This window comes from Aquirufa salirivi (assembly GCF_045310485.1).
GTDB lineage: Bacteria > Bacteroidota > Bacteroidia > Cytophagales > Spirosomataceae > Aquirufa > Aquirufa salirivi.
The window spans coordinates 370,512-384,851 of sequence record NZ_JBEWZH010000001.1 but is presented as its reverse complement, the minus strand read 5'-3'; the positions used below and the strand labels follow the sequence as shown (position 1 = coordinate 384,851).

Annotated in this window: 15 protein-coding genes; 12 read left to right on the top strand and 3 right to left on the bottom strand. The window is 38.9% G+C overall.

Annotation, left to right across the window (positions count from 1 at the left end; translation table 11 throughout):
- Positions 1 to 158: 158 nt before the first annotated feature.
- Positions 159 to 1,430 (top strand): metal-dependent hydrolase family protein, encoded by a 1,272-nt coding sequence (locus tag U0R11_RS01535; protein WP_406749476.1) that lies wholly within the window; start codon positions 159 to 161, stop codon positions 1,428 to 1,430.
- Positions 1,431 to 1,469: 39 nt separating this feature from the next.
- Here U0R11_RS01535 and U0R11_RS01530 read toward each other — a convergent pair whose 3' ends face one another.
- Positions 1,470 to 2,054, bottom strand: a complete 585-nt coding sequence (locus U0R11_RS01530; protein ID WP_406749475.1) for a DUF6580 family putative transport protein — start codon at positions 2,052 to 2,054, stop codon at positions 1,470 to 1,472.
- A gap of 33 nt (positions 2,055 to 2,087) precedes the next feature.
- Between U0R11_RS01530 and U0R11_RS01525 the strand changes: the two genes are divergently transcribed.
- The 4 genes from U0R11_RS01525 to U0R11_RS01510 are packed head-to-tail and all read left to right on the top strand — an operon-like array spanning position 2,088 to position 5,448.
- Positions 2,088 to 3,281 (top strand): 5-(carboxyamino)imidazole ribonucleotide synthase, encoded by a 1,194-nt coding sequence (locus tag U0R11_RS01525; RefSeq protein ID WP_406749474.1) that lies wholly within the window; start codon positions 2,088 to 2,090, stop codon positions 3,279 to 3,281.
- Positions 3,282 to 3,293: 12 nt separating this feature from the next.
- The gene (purE, locus tag U0R11_RS01520) at positions 3,294 to 3,782 is read left to right on the top strand and encodes a 5-(carboxyamino)imidazole ribonucleotide mutase (protein WP_166374884.1); all 489 of its coding nucleotides are present in this window, start codon (positions 3,294 to 3,296) and stop codon (positions 3,780 to 3,782) included.
- Positions 3,783 to 3,785: 3 nt separating this feature from the next.
- On the top strand, positions 3,786 to 4,439 hold the full coding sequence (locus U0R11_RS01515) for a LysM peptidoglycan-binding domain-containing protein (protein ID WP_406749473.1): 654 nt from the start codon (positions 3,786 to 3,788) through the stop codon (positions 4,437 to 4,439).
- Positions 4,440 to 4,449: 10 nt separating this feature from the next.
- Positions 4,450 to 5,448: a M15 family metallopeptidase gene (locus U0R11_RS01510; RefSeq protein ID WP_406749472.1), complete on the top strand. Its 999-nt coding sequence runs from the start codon at positions 4,450 to 4,452 to the stop codon at positions 5,446 to 5,448.
- Here U0R11_RS01510 and fmt read toward each other — a convergent pair.
- Positions 5,438 to 6,355, bottom strand: coding sequence for a methionyl-tRNA formyltransferase (fmt, locus tag U0R11_RS01505; RefSeq protein WP_406749471.1), 918 nt, complete (start codon positions 6,353 to 6,355; stop codon positions 5,438 to 5,440). The genes U0R11_RS01510 and fmt overlap by 11 nt on opposite strands.
- A gap of 212 nt (positions 6,356 to 6,567) precedes the next feature.
- Here fmt and greA point away from each other — a divergent pair, with 212 nt between their 5' ends.
- Both greA and U0R11_RS01495 read left to right on the top strand, forming a co-directional pair.
- Complete coding sequence (gene greA, locus U0R11_RS01500; RefSeq protein ID WP_166374880.1) at positions 6,568 to 7,041, top strand: transcription elongation factor GreA; 474 nt, start codon at positions 6,568 to 6,570, stop codon at positions 7,039 to 7,041.
- A gap of 64 nt (positions 7,042 to 7,105) precedes the next feature.
- Complete coding sequence (locus tag U0R11_RS01495) at positions 7,106 to 9,139, top strand: BatA domain-containing protein (protein WP_406749470.1); 2,034 nt, start codon at positions 7,106 to 7,108, stop codon at positions 9,137 to 9,139.
- Here U0R11_RS01495 and U0R11_RS01490 read toward each other — a convergent pair.
- On the bottom strand, positions 9,113 to 9,790 hold the full coding sequence (locus U0R11_RS01490) for a YggS family pyridoxal phosphate-dependent enzyme (protein WP_406749469.1): 678 nt from the start codon (positions 9,788 to 9,790) through the stop codon (positions 9,113 to 9,115). The two genes, U0R11_RS01495 and U0R11_RS01490, sit on opposite strands and share 27 nt — an antisense overlap.
- 126 nt (positions 9,791 to 9,916) lie before the next feature.
- Between U0R11_RS01490 and U0R11_RS01485 the strand changes: the two genes are divergently transcribed.
- From U0R11_RS01485 to U0R11_RS01465, 5 genes are all read left to right on the top strand, one after another.
- Positions 9,917 to 10,879: a hypothetical protein gene (locus U0R11_RS01485; RefSeq protein WP_406749468.1), complete on the top strand. Its 963-nt coding sequence runs from the start codon at positions 9,917 to 9,919 to the stop codon at positions 10,877 to 10,879.
- Between the two features lie 87 nt (positions 10,880 to 10,966).
- The gene (gene rpsF / locus U0R11_RS01480) at positions 10,967 to 11,329 is read left to right on the top strand and encodes a 30S ribosomal protein S6 (RefSeq protein WP_109322122.1); all 363 of its coding nucleotides are present in this window, start codon (positions 10,967 to 10,969) and stop codon (positions 11,327 to 11,329) included.
- A gap of 1 nt (position 11,330) precedes the next feature.
- On the top strand, positions 11,331 to 11,582 hold the full coding sequence (gene rpsR, locus U0R11_RS01475) for a 30S ribosomal protein S18 (protein ID WP_109322123.1): 252 nt from the start codon (positions 11,331 to 11,333) through the stop codon (positions 11,580 to 11,582).
- Positions 11,583 to 11,620: 38 nt separating this feature from the next.
- Entirely contained in the window at positions 11,621 to 12,064 is a 444-nt protein-coding gene (gene rplI, locus U0R11_RS01470) for a 50S ribosomal protein L9 (protein ID WP_166230160.1), read from the top strand.
- 116 nt (positions 12,065 to 12,180) lie between these two features.
- Positions 12,181 to 14,316: a sialate O-acetylesterase gene (locus tag U0R11_RS01465; protein WP_406749467.1), complete on the top strand. Its 2,136-nt coding sequence runs from the start codon at positions 12,181 to 12,183 to the stop codon at positions 14,314 to 14,316.
- Positions 14,317 to 14,340: the final 24 nt, after the last annotated feature.

Here is a 14,340-nt window from a genome sequence, read left to right as displayed (position 1 = left end):
GTCAAATCTACGCGGTTACGGTTACAGTTAGGGTTACTAGTTGTGATTGACTTTAGGGTGAGGGCGACTCAGTTCAGCTACAGCTAACAGTATCAGTAATTGCTACCGATGCAACATGTGGCATCTTCTATTAGGCTAAACCGTTAAATCAACATCCTATGAAAAAAATCCTACTTATTCTATTGTGGGCAGTTCAGCCTATGCTAGCTCAAAAAACCATCATTCATTGTGGTAATTTAATTGATGTGAAAACATTGAAGGTCTTACCTAAAATGTCCATTACCGTTCAGGGAAAAAAGATTGTCAGTGTTTCATCCGGTTTTATTAATCCAGAGATGGGTGATCAAGTCATTGATTTGAAAAGTAAAACCGTGATGCCGGGTTTAATCGATATGCACGTTCATTTACGTAGTGAAACCAACCCCAATGCCTACTTAGACCGATTTGTGAAAAATCCTGGTGATCAAGCTTACCAAGCTTTGGTCTTTGGAAAGAAAAACCTGATGGCAGGTTTTACCACTGTTCGGGATTTAGGAGGATTAATAAGTATCAGTTTGAGAAATGCCATCAATAATGGCTTAGTAGAAGGTCCAAGAATATTTGCGGCTGGTGTAGCAATATCTACTACAGGAGGTCATATGGATGGAACCAATGGCGTAAACCAATACTATACCAAAGATTTAGGTCCAGAAGAAGGTATTATCAATGGAGTAGATGATGCTCGTAAAGCTGTTAGACAACGCTATAAAGAAGGTTCAGATGTCATTAAAATTGCTTCTACTGGAGGGGTTTTGAGCTATGCCAAAGATGGTATGGGTGCTCAATTTACCGTAGAAGAAGTGCAGGCCATTGTGCAAACAGCTAAAGATTATGGCTTTAAAGTTGCGGCTCATGCCCATGGTGCAGAAGGGATCAAACGTGCCGTTTTAGGGGGAGTAAGCTCCATCGAGCATGGAACTTATATGACGGAGGAGATCATGGAATTGATGAAAAAGCATGGGACTTATTATGTTCCTACCGTCATAGCTGGTCGATCTACCGCTGATTCAGCCAAAATTCCCAATTATTATCCAGAAGTGGTTCGTATGAAAGCTTTGGCTATCGGTCCCATGATTCAGTCTACTTTTGGTCGAGCTTACAAAGCAGGGGTGAAAATTGCCTTTGGAACAGATGCTGGTGTATTTGGCCATGGCAAAAATGCCCGTGAATTTGAATTGATGCATGAAGCAGGCATGCCCGCACTAGAAACCATTCAATCAGCTACCGTCAATGCAGCCGATTTATTGGGACAAAGTGATATGTTAGGATCCATTGAACCGGGTAAATGGGCTGACATCATTGCTGTAGAAGGGAATCCAGCAGAAACCATTCAGTCAATGAGCCGAGTGAAATTTGTGATGAAAGAAGGTAAGGTGTACAAAAACGAATAAATGACCTAGCATGGGCAGGCTATTCATGCTTGCTCATGCCTATCGTAATGCGGGAACTTGTTTTTTTAGTAATTCAAATCCTCCAAAGAAAATACCTGAAAATAGGAATTGACTCACCAAACTATTTTTCAAGAAAGGCAATCCCATGGCATAGCATTGCATTAAGCCATTCCAATCTTTTGAGTACACTAATTCGTCACCTACCACCGCCGAACCTAGGCTGGGCATGTTCACCCAAACAGCGAAGTTGGAAAGTAAAAAGAAGCCAATAACTGCCGCTAAATTGGAAGTCAGGAAGTTTAATGCAGTGATTTTGTTTTTCAACATATAAGTCCCTAACAAAGAAATCCCCACAAAAAGTGACATGTGGATAGGTGCAAATCCAAAAGAAAACCCTTCGTAATATTGTGGATAAACAAGGTTATTTAAGACTAAATTAGCCAACCAAATACTTAAAATAGTCCAAGAAATAGATTGAGATTTGCTGCTAAAATAGGCTCCAGCAAATAAGGCCATGGATGTAATCGGCGAAAAATTAGCCCATGCGGGTCCTGCCAATATTAAAAGTCGGCTAGCTACAGCTAGCAATAAAATGCAAATGAGGGTAAGCGTTCTTTTCGACATTATCTTAAAATTTGAAAGAATCTATTTTGGACTTTGAAAATAATTTCCAAAGGTAAAACAAAAGCCGTAATTTTATCCATTCGAAAGGAATTTATGTATCAGGACTTGCCAAAAATTGGATTATTAGGAGGAGGACAGTTAGGTCGCATGCTTTTGCAAGCAGGCATCGATTTGGATTTTCAGATTTCCTGCCTTGATCCAGATCCTGAAGCACCATGCCATCGTTTGGCATATGAATTTACGCAAGGGTCATTTCAAGATTTTGATACAGTCTATCAATTTGGTCAGTCGCAAGATTTAATCAGTATTGAGATTGAACATGTCAATATTGATGCATTAGAGAAACTAGCCTCCGAGGGGAAGCAGGTGTATCCTCAGCCTCATTTGCTAAGAATGATTCAGGATAAAAGAACCCAAAAGCAGTTTTTTCAACAATATGGATTTCCTACGGCCGACTTTAGATTAATTGAGTCACGGGAAGAAATACACCAGCATCTTGATTTTTTACCAGCTTATCAAAAACTGGGTAAAGGGGGATATGACGGAAAGGGAGTTCAATTGATTTCTAATGCATCACAAATTGCGGAAGGATTTGACGCTCCTGGTTTATTGGAAAAGGCAGTTGATTTTGAAAAAGAATTAGCCGTCATCGTTGCTAGAAATATACATGGTGAAGTGAAGGCCTTTCCAGCCGTGGAAATGGTTTTTCATCCAGTTCAAAATTTGGTCGAGTTTTTAATTTCACCAGCTGCTATTTCTAAAGAAATCGAAGCCCAAGCAGTAGACATCGCTACTCGATTAATTCAAGAAATGAAAATGGTGGGTTTATTGGCCGTGGAGATGTTTTTGACAAAAGAAGGTCAGGTTTTAATTAATGAAATAGCCCCTCGTCCGCATAATTCGGGTCATCAAACGATACGAGCTAATGCAACTTCACAATATGAGCAGCATTTAAGAGCCATCGCTGGTTTACCTTTAGGGGATACTTCTACTACGGTATTTGCAGGGATGTTGAATCTCTTAGGGGAAGCTGGATATACAGGAAAGGTAAAATATGCAGGTTTGTCCGAAGCATTAGCCATTCCAGGCGTTTATCCATTTTTATATGGGAAAAAAATTACGAAACCCTTTCGCAAAATGGGGCACGTCAGTATTATAGGAGATAGTCGAGAGGTAGTAGAGGAAAAAGCCAATCAAGTAAGAAAAATCATTCGTGTCATTAGTTAAGCAGCAATAGATATGGTAGGAATCATCATGGGAAGTAGTTCAGATCTTTCGGTTATGCAAGATGCAATCGAAATCTGTAAGGAATTTGGAGTAGCTTATGAAGTAGATATTGTATCTGCCCACCGTACTCCAGTTAAAATGCTTCAGTATGCACAAACTGCCAAAGAACGGGGTGTTCAAGTCATCATCGCTGGTGCGGGTGGAGCGGCACATTTGCCAGGAATGGTTGCTTCAGCCACCATATTGCCAGTAATTGGAGTTCCCGTGAAATCATCCAATTCCATTGATGGATGGGATTCAGTTTTGTCCATATTACAAATGCCCAATGGGGTTCCCGTAGCCACGGTGGCATTGAATGCCTCCAAAAATGCAGGAATTTTAGCTGTTCAAATGTTGGCCATTTCAGATGAAACATTAGCTCAAAAATTGCTCACATACAAGCAAGATTTAATAGAAAAAGTGGCTGAAATGAGCCAAAAAACAAAATCCAATTTGTCATAATTCATGAAAAATCCTTTTTCATTCATCAAAGATAGTTCAACCGCCAAGCTTCCGTTCATCACTCTGTTGATCTTGTTAGCCACATTGGCTGGATTACTCTTGGTGGGCTATGAACATTTTTTGAGCCCTACTTCCGAAGAGTTGGTGAAAGCAGAAAAGCTTAAAATGGAAGAGGATGAAACTTTATTAGATGATCCTACTCCCATTATCATTGATTCCACGGATGATCTGGAACCAGCTGTAGCTTCTATTGACCAAGGAGATTCCGCCGTCTCGGCCCAACAAGATTTAGAAGCTCAGAAAAAGGAAGCCGAAGCAGAAAAAGTACCCGAGGCAGAATCTTTGAAAAATGTAGGAGGGAAAAGTCATGCTTATACAGTAGAAAAAGGGGAAACATTTTTTGGTATCGCCAATCGATTTGGACTTAAACCAGACCAGCTGAAAGCTCTTAATCCTGGAGTAGATCCTAATGGAATCAAGGTGGGAATAACCAAGTTAAACGTCAAAATTCAAACCATTCATACCGTAGGTCCAGGTGATGTACTTCGCGTGGTAGCTGATAAATATGGAGTTTCCAAAAAATCATTGATGGAAGTAAACCATAAAGATCAAGACCTTACATTACGCGGCGAGCAGCTGATTATTCCTTTACATTAATTTCCTTTTCATGCGTAAAGCACTAATTCTCGTATATCTGAGCATTATTTCCTGTGCTGCGTATTCGCAATCCCTGATAAGAACCTGTCAAACTAGTCGATTAGACAGCCTTCAATGGAAAGATTTGGTCTGGATGTTTTCTCAGCAAGATAGTATCTCAAACCTTGAACCATATCAAAATTTAACACTCATTCTTGAAGATGCACAAGGCATTCGAACTGAAAAGACATTTCAGTCGGATAGTACTTTTCGGATGAATGACTCGGTGGATGAATATTTAGCTCAACGCATTCTGATTGACAAACCTGATCTTACCGCATTTTGGGCACTGGAATTGGAGGACGATATCCGCTTATTTAAAGCCTTGAAGGACAGTTTACAAGCTAAATTCAAGTTTCGGCATTATGCCATGCGCTATTCTTCGGAAACACGCTCGTTAAAACAGCAATTATCCTTACAAAAACGAGGTCGATCTAAGATAGCCTTGTCGATGCATAATTTTAGTCTAGCTGCCGACGTGGCAATTTACCGTAAAAAGCGGTATTTGAAACGAGGTATGATGTATGATAAAATGGGGACTCTAGCGAAGGATCTCGGACTTTATTGGGGAGGAGATTTTGTAGGATTCCCCGACTTAGGTCATATTCAAGCCTTCAAGAACTCCGCTGCATTACTTCGACAGCATCCCAATTTAGCATTTGAATTTGAGCATTTTAAAAATAATTATGAACAAATTTATGTTCAAAAAGCGAATCTTGGTCGAGAAGATTTAGTTCAGGATACGCGTGATTTATTGGAAGCTATGAATGAATTTCGCATGATGCAGCCATGTCTATGTGAAATAGCTCAACCTATTCCAGAAAGTGCACATATTTGGATGGAAAGCTATCAGCAAAATCCCAAACCTAGAATTCATGTGAATGTAAAAGAGCAATGGGCTTATGTGCAGCGCGGAAACAATGGGTATTTTTTTCCTTTAGGTCTTTGGAAGCCTCAAGTTAAAATGTAAAAGAATAGCCTCTTAAAAAATCAGCAATTTTCATCCGCTTTTTCCCTTCCATTTGCCATTCCAAAATCTGAATATAGCCGTCGGCACATCCTACCCGTAAAAAAGTCTTTTGGTCAGAATCCCAAACGCCAATACCTAAATCAGGAATTACTTCAGGATGAAATTCTACTTGAATTAGTTTGCAGTTTTTACCTTGGAACTGCGTATGTGATCCTGGAAATGGATGCATCCCACGAACTAAATTGACAATCTCTTGTCCTGTTTTTGACCAATGTACTTCCCCTGTTGCTCGGTGTAATTTCGGAGCGGGCTTCATGTCACCTGTCATGATTTGTGGCTGTGCTTGAATCGTATGGTCTTGGATAGCCTTGGCCGTTTTTACGACGAGTTGAGCTCCTTTTTTCATCAAACGCTCATACAGGTCTCCAGTACTGTCTGTTGGAGAAATCGCTTCTTTTTCTTGAAATAATAAATCTCCTGTGTCGATTTCATGTTGTAAGAAAAATGTAGTTACACCTGTTTCTGTTTCACCATTGATGACTGCCCAGTGGATGGGAGCTGCACCTCGGTAATTGGGTAAAAGCGACGCATGTAGATTAAAGGTACCCAAGGGCGGCATGTTCCAAACAGATTCTGGGAGCATTCGAAATGCGACAATCACCTGTAAATCAGCTCGATACGACTTTAGTTCTTCCAGAAATTCGGGATCTTTTAATTTGAGTGGTTGTAAGACAGGTAAATTTTTACTTTCAGCAAATATTTTCACAGGGGAAGCTTGAATTTGTTGGCCTCTACCTGCAGGTTTATCGGGGGCTGTCACTACGGCTACAACCGTAAAATTAGCGTCTATTAAAGCTTCAAGGCTAGCGACAGCAAAATCAGGAGTGCCAAAAAATACAATGCGCATATGTAATTGATCAATAATTCGGATATTCGAAATGATTTGGGAATCTCTCAGCTTTTTAATTACCTTTGCAGGGCAAAATAAACCGAATTACGTGTTGTTTATAAAATATTTATTTTAGGAACGAATCCGAAGCAAAACTACGAATAAATTAAGTAGAACGGTCGGAGGCCGTTCTATTTTGTTTTTATCACCCTTTAGAATTAATAAAGCATATGGCAAAGTTACAATATTACACTGCAGAAGCCCTAGATAAGTTAAAGGCTGAATTGCATCACCTGAAGATTCAAGGTAGATCCGATATGGCCAAGCAAATTGCTGAAGCGCGTGATAAAGGTGATTTAAGTGAAAATGCCGAATACGATGCTGCTAAAGATGCTCAAGGATTGTTGGAGTTGAAAATTTCCAAAATGGAAGAAATTGTAGCCAATGCACGTGTGTTGGATGAATCGACCATTGATTTATCCAAGGTGTCCATCTATTCCATTGTTCAAATTAAGAATACAAAATCAGGTGCTGTAGTAACTTATACGATTGTTTCAGAAGAAGAGGCTGATTTGAGAGCAGGAAAAATTTCGGCATCCTCGCCATTTGGTAAAGGATTGTTGGGTAAGAAAGTGGGGGATTTAGCTGAAATCCAGGCACCAGCAGGTAAAATGGAATTTGAAATAATTTCTCTTACTCGTTAATATAATCACATTCAAATCTTGAAATCCCAATCAAGCGATTGGGATTTTTTGTATTTTAGAGGATATGAATATTCACTTTGCCCATCCCATGTATTTATGGGCCTTATTGGGATTGATCATACCACTTTGGATGCATTTTTACCACAGAAAGGCAGCCAAAGTTTTGTATTATTCGGATTTAAGTTGGTTAGAAAAGATACACCAAGAAGGAAAGGGGTTAAAACAAATTCAGAAGATTTGGCTCTTATTGGCTCGATTGATCAGTTTGATTTTTTTGATTTTAGGCTTTGCCAATCCACTTGGGCCTTTAACATTTAGGAAGTCCACACAGCCCAATTTAATCCTTTATGTGGATAATAGTCCGGCTCAAGTGTTAGCAGCTAGAAAGGCATTTTTAGCGAAATCAACAAGTCTACCCACTAGTCCAAATGGACAAGCACATTTGTTTTTTAATGATTTTGAAAGTCAAGATTTTGAGCCAAAAGCTTGGCCTAAAATAAGCGAATTATGGAATCAGCGAGGACCTGGTTTGGAACCAATCAAGGCCTCACAAATTATGACACATGCTCGGCAAATAGCTGAGGAAAATCAGCAGGAGCCATTACTTTATTGGTTTTCTAACTTTCCCAAGAATAAAACATTACCTAGTTTTCCTAACAAAGGGAGTTGCGTTTTACAGATGTTTCCAGGAATAAATTCGGATAATGTTTTTGTCGATAGTGTTTATTTATCCAATAAGTTCATTCGCCCCAATACCAGTTATGAATTAATTGTTCGTCTGAAAAATGGAGGCACTCAAGCTGCCAATAAAAGACAAATATCCCTTTATTTGAATGATTTTATGATGGCGACTCAGTCGGTCACTTTGGCGCCAGCGGAGTCAAGTGAGCTCAGATTTCCATTTTCTTTGACTAAATCAGGCGTGTATCGGGCAAAACTATTGTCGGATGATCCCGTAGCATTTGACAATAGTTTTTATTTTATGTTACAAAGTTCCGCAGCACGTAAAATTTATGTGATTGGGAATCCTCAAAATCTTGAGAAGGTATTTGAGAAAGAGGAATTTTTTGAGTTCAAATCCATTCAAGCTTCGGAAATATTACCCGCTCACTTACCAGAAGATGCCTTTGTATGTTTGGTGGGTGTTGAAGATAGGACAGCCACGGATTGGAAGGCATTGAATACTTGGGTCAGTCAAGGACATTCCTTGGCAATTATTCCTAATAATAGTCCCAATGAAGCCATACTTCAAGATATAAATCGCTTTTTGGCTGGTACAGGTAAGCAGTTGGCGTCAACTTCCACTTCGGAGTTACCGATTCAGCAAGTTTCTTCCCGACAGTCTTTTTTTCAAGAAATTTTAGCTAAAAAGTCCTTGAAAAATGCGGCTAAGTTATGGACATCTAAGCCTTTATGGGAATGGAATCCAGGAAATGAAACACTTATTTCTTGGATGAATGGTAAGCCATTTTTAGAGAAAATAAATGTGGGTCAGGGGACTGTATTTTTATTTTCATCCCATGTATTAGCTCCACAAGATGGATTTAATAAGCATGGTTTATTTTTACCTGTTTGGCATGAAATGGTCTTATCCAGTGGAATGAGTCCCGTATTGCATAAACGTATTAGTTCTCAAGGAATTGAAATAAAAGCCAGTGCTGATTTTGTATATCAATCTTCCGAGAAAAGTTTGTTAAACTGGCGAAAACAAGGTAAAAATTTTATTCCTGAACAAAATTGGTTGGGTAAATCGTGGTTGTGTCGTATTCCTCAGGCCATGATGCAAGATCTTAGGTCGGGAGCCAATGGTTTTATCGAGGCGCAAGTTGGAGGAAAAACTATAGCTACATTGGCATTGAATTACCCAAAAGAATTCAGTCAATTGGCCACTTATTCTAAAAAGGAATTGGAGGAGCATTATGCCGATCAGAAACAGGTGAGCATAAGCCAAGAAGTTCCAACGGGCTTAGGGGAGGATAATCCACGTACGAGCTGGGCATTATATTGCTTTGGTTTAGCTTTATTTTTCTTTTTGGTAGAAATGGCCTTGGTGCTTTGGAATAGTCGATCCTCAAGAACGAGCTCCGTAAATCGCTGAACCCACTCGAACCATGGTAGATCCTAACTTAGCGGCTAGGAGGTAATCCCCCGACATGCCCATGGATAATTCTTGCCATGCTACGAGGCCTGTGTTATAGGCTGTTTGTTGGGTTTGTAGTTCGATGAATACATCATGCAATGCTTGAAATTCAGAGGCTACTTGTGCTTCCTTATCGGTAAAACTGGCCATTCCCATTAAGCCTAGTATTTTAATATGTTGCAATTCGGCAAATTCAGGACTTGCAAGTATGCTCAATAACTCGCCTTTATCTAGCCCAAATTTACTTTCTTCTTGAGCTATGTACATTTGAAAAAGGCAGGGAATGATGCGCCCTAGTTTTTTTCCTTGGGCATCAATCTCTTTTAATAGACGAAAAGAATCCACGGAATGAATTAAATGAACAAATGGCGCAATGTATTTTACTTTATTGGTTTGTAGATGGCCAATTTGATGCCAACGGATATCGGTTGGTAATTGACTTTGTTTTTCCACCATTTCTTGAACCCTGTTTTCCCCAAAATCGAATATGCCTGCATCATATGTGGCTTTAAGTTCATCGATACTGCGGGTTTTGGTTACTGCTATGAGTTTCGCAGAACTAAATTTCAATTGGGCTTGAATCTCTGAAATATGTTGTGCGATGGACATGTTGGAAATTTGTTAAAGATTGAATGAAGAAAAAAATAAAAGTAAAATTAATTTATTATTTTTGATTCTAGGAGTTTGATATACGTCAGCTCTTACCAGAAAAATTTGAACATGGAGTCAGATACTATGAGTTCCAAGGAAAAGGGTCAGCAGCGGGTTATTGGAGTGCTTTCTTTGCTTCTTCTTTTAATGAGCGGGCTTTGGGTGTGTGAGCATTATCAAATCCAGCTATTTTCCTTAGGAAAAACAGAAGGAAAATTTGCGGAAAGTGCTAGTGAGCAGCTGGATTCAATCTCCAAGCAATTGCAATTGCGCATGATTCAAATCAAGAAATTAGGTGGCCGTGTGAGTGAGCTAGAGGTGGCTCGGGAGCAAATATTGGGAGATAAAAAGGAATTAGCTGAAAATCCTAAAATGAATGAGGCTGATTTCAAGCAGAAGTTGGCTTATTATTTGCGTTTATTGGGATTGAAAGATCAAGAAATTAAGAAATTAAGAAGAGAGAATTCGTTTTTATTAGCACGAAATGATTCATTGAGTCGAGAAGCAAAATTATTGCAGGACGGTTTGTCCAATGTTCAAAAAGCCTTAAAAGATTCATCTGAAACGTTTGGTGTAAAGCAAAGAGAACTGAGTGAGCGATCACGCATATTAGAAGTTAGAAATCAAGAGTTAGTCGAAAAGGTTTCAGTGGCGGCAGCCTTAAGGGCCGAAGGGGTGAATGTATACGCCATTTCTTCTCGAGGAAAGGAAGTGGGGATTCATAAATCCAAGAAGATTGATAAGATTCGTGTGATTTTCCATCTACAAGAAAATCCTTTAGCCTCTAAAGAAGTTAAAACCATTTATTTGCGCATCATAGAACCGACGGGTCAAACCTTATCGGATTATTCGTTGGGTTCGGGTACCTTGAGTTTTAAAGGTAAAGAGCTGTCTTACACGGCGAAGCAGCGTATTTTTTATGAAAATAATCACCAGTCGGTGGAATTCATTTATGCTCGTTCTGTTCCTTATCGAGAAGGAAAGCATGAAATTGAGTTATATGCGGAAGGATTCCTCATTGGTCTCGGGACATTCGAAGTTAAATAAGCAATTATTTCTTACAAGCTTTTGATTGTGAAGTATTTTTGATACTTTTGCAGTCCAATTTTAATTTTTTACTAACAACAATTTTTTATGGAATTAAAAAACTATGAGACGGTGTTCATTTTAACTCCCGTTTTGTCTGAACAACAGACAAAGGACGCCGTTGAAAAATTCAAGAAAGTGTTGGTAGATAACGGTGCACAAATTGTTCACGAAGATGCATGGGGCTTACGTAAGTTGGCTTACCCAATCCAGAACAAGCACACCGGTTATTACCAGATTTTTGAATTTTTAGCGGCACCAGCATTAATTGCTAAGCTTGAACTTGAATACAAGCGTGATGAGAAGGTTATTCGCTTCTTGACATTAGCCCTTGACAAGCACGCGGTTGCGTATAATGAGAAAAAGAGAAAAGGTTTAGTAGGTAGAAAACCAGAAAAAACAGAAGCATAAGATGACACTTGTAAACGAACCTGTAGATAAAAATAGTAATCGTAAAAAATATTGCCGATTTAAGAAATCGGGTATTAAATACATTGATTTTAAAAATCCAGATTACTTATTAAAGTTAGTGAACGAGCAAGGAAAAATCTTGCCTCGTCGTATTACTGGTACTTCGTTGAAATTTCAACGTAAAGTTGCGCAAGCAGTAAAAAGATCTCGTCACTTGGCTTTAATGCCATATGTAGCTGACGGTTTAAAATAGACCAGGTACATCCTAATAACATTTGATTTTATACAAAAATGGAAATAATATTAAAAACGGATATTGCTGGATTAGGCTACAAGAACGATGTCGTGGTTGTGAAACCAGGTTATGGTCGTAATTACCTAATTCCACAAGGTTTTGCTATGATGGCAACACCGTCCAACCGCAAAGTCTTGGCTGAAAATATCAAGCAAGCGGCACATAAAGTGGAAAAAATTCGTCAAGATGCTACTGATTTAGCTGCAGCTATTGGTGACATGAATTTAACGATTGTTGCTAAAACTGGTGATAGCGGTAAAATATTTGGTCGCGTAACTAGTCTTCAAATCTCAGAAATGTTGAAAGAAAAAGGATTCGATGTTGATCGTAAGAAAATCTCATTCGATAGCGAAGTGAAAACCATTGGTGATTACGCAGCTACTTTGGATTTACACAAAGAAGTGAAGCACAAAGTAACTTTCTCTGTTGTTTCTGAATAAGAAATAAATAGAAAATAGTGTAAAGTCGTATCAGATTTAATCTGGTACGACTTTCTTATTTTATGGGGGTGTGATTTTTGGAATATATCCCTAAATTAGCAATCTAATTTTCATGTATGAAGAAAAGTATACTGTTTTTATTTATTGGCCTATGCGTACAAGCTGTTCAGGCGCAAGTCAGTATTTCTTATCCTCATTTCCGACAAGTCTTTCAACGTAATAACGTCAATGAAGCCACATTTTCTGTGTTGGGGAACTATGCAGGAAACATTGATCATGTTCAAGCTAAATTGGTCCCTGTTCAAGCAAATCAAGGTCAAACGCTCGATTGGTTTACCTTAGATGCGAAGCCTAAAGGGGGTGTTTTTCAAGGAAATATCGTCGCCAAAGGTGGCTGGTATCAATTAAAAATACGAACAGTCGTAAATCAACAAATTAAAGATAGTACTAGCTTAGGTCGTGTAGGGGTTGGAGAAAATTTTATTATTTCCGGTCAATCTAATGCAGAAGGTACATTTAGAAAACCCAATGATACTCAGGCGATCGATGATCGGGTGATAGCCGCCAATTTCTACAATTTTTTCAAAGAATATAATCCAAGCCCGAATAATAAATACATAGGAGAGCATAATTTAGATTTTCCCATGACTGAGTTTCGGAAGATTGATTCTACTGTGACGATTGGGCCCATGGGACTTTCTAATTTTTACTGGCCAATATTGGGAGATTCACTAGTGAAAAAGTACAATGTGCCTGTGTGTTTTTACAATACTGCTTGGGTGGGAACAGGAATTAAGAACTGGGCTGAATCTTCACGGGGTGTTCAAACAGCTAATCAATGGGCTCCTAGTGTCTATTATCCCAAGGGCTTTCCTTATGCTAATTTAAGGAGAGCGGTGGAAATATATGGTCAAAAAAATGGAGTAAGGGCTATCCTTTGGCATCAAGGGGAGAATGATGCCTTTCATAAAACACCTGCTGCAGAGTATAAAAATTATTTCATTGAGTTAATAAATACCTTAAGAAGGCATACAGGGATGGATGTGCCTTGGCTGATTTCAGAGGCTACTTCCGTTTCAGTTCAACTATCAGATGGGACATGTACTCCCACTATTTGGGATGCTGGAATCATACAGGCTCAAAAGGATATGGTAACTTCCAGTGGAATCCCATTTTTATATTCTGGTCCTAATACGGATAATGTGGAGATTCCTAGGAAATCGGATTGTATTCACTTTTCACGGGGTGCTTACGGCACTTTAGCCGATTTATGGTTTCAGAAAATATCCAGTCAATTGGACGCCATTAAATTTCCTATTTCCTCCAAAGCCATACCAAACATCCAAATGGCTTGTGGGCCTAACAATGAATTATCACTCGATTTATCGACAAATTTTAAAAAAGTCACCTGGTATAATGCTTCTTCAGGAAACGTTGGAAATTTATTGAAAAAGCAGCTGTTGACATCAGGTACTTATACGGCAATATTAGAAGATGATTTGGGTAATCAATTTAGTATGCCCAGCTTAGCATTCAAAATCTTGCCTCTGCCATCTAAACCTACTATTCTAGTTATGGGCGATTCTCTCTTTTGTGAAGGTCAGTCTGTTGAATTAAAGGTGCAAGGAGGAGCAGGCCTTTTTTATTCATGGTCAAATGGCATTCAAGGGAATAGTATAGTCATTAAAAATTCAGGGCTTTATCAAGTTAAGGCCTATGATGCGGATGCTTGTAGCTCTGAGTATTCTAACAAAGTGCAAGTTCAATCCTTACCTGTACCAACGGCTACTATTGAGGTATTCGGTTCGTATATGTTAAAGGCAACTAGTATCAATATGGATTCCAATATTGGTTATTCATGGGAAAAGAATGGAAGCCTTTTGGCAGAAAAGTCAGGTTTATTGCGACTAAAGTCCTCGGGGAAATATAGCTTACGAATTGCTAAAAAATATAGCAATTCGTTGACTTGTCTTAGTCCCAGGGTGGAATATGATTATACTTTGCCAGATGATGGAGGACTTTCTTTATTTCCCAATCCAGCCATTGATAACATCAGTATTGAAAGTATAGCCACATTAGCTGGAGCGGAATATTACCTTTATACGATAGATGGGCGCGTGGCTTTACAAGGGAAAATCAGTCAAGACGGAGTTTATACCATGAATCTTAGCGGTATTCATTCGGGTAAATATCAATTGGTCTTGAAATCTGAAGGGCAGGTATTGACCAAAGGACTGATTGTAGTTAAATAAATATCGTACATAAAAAAAGACCCA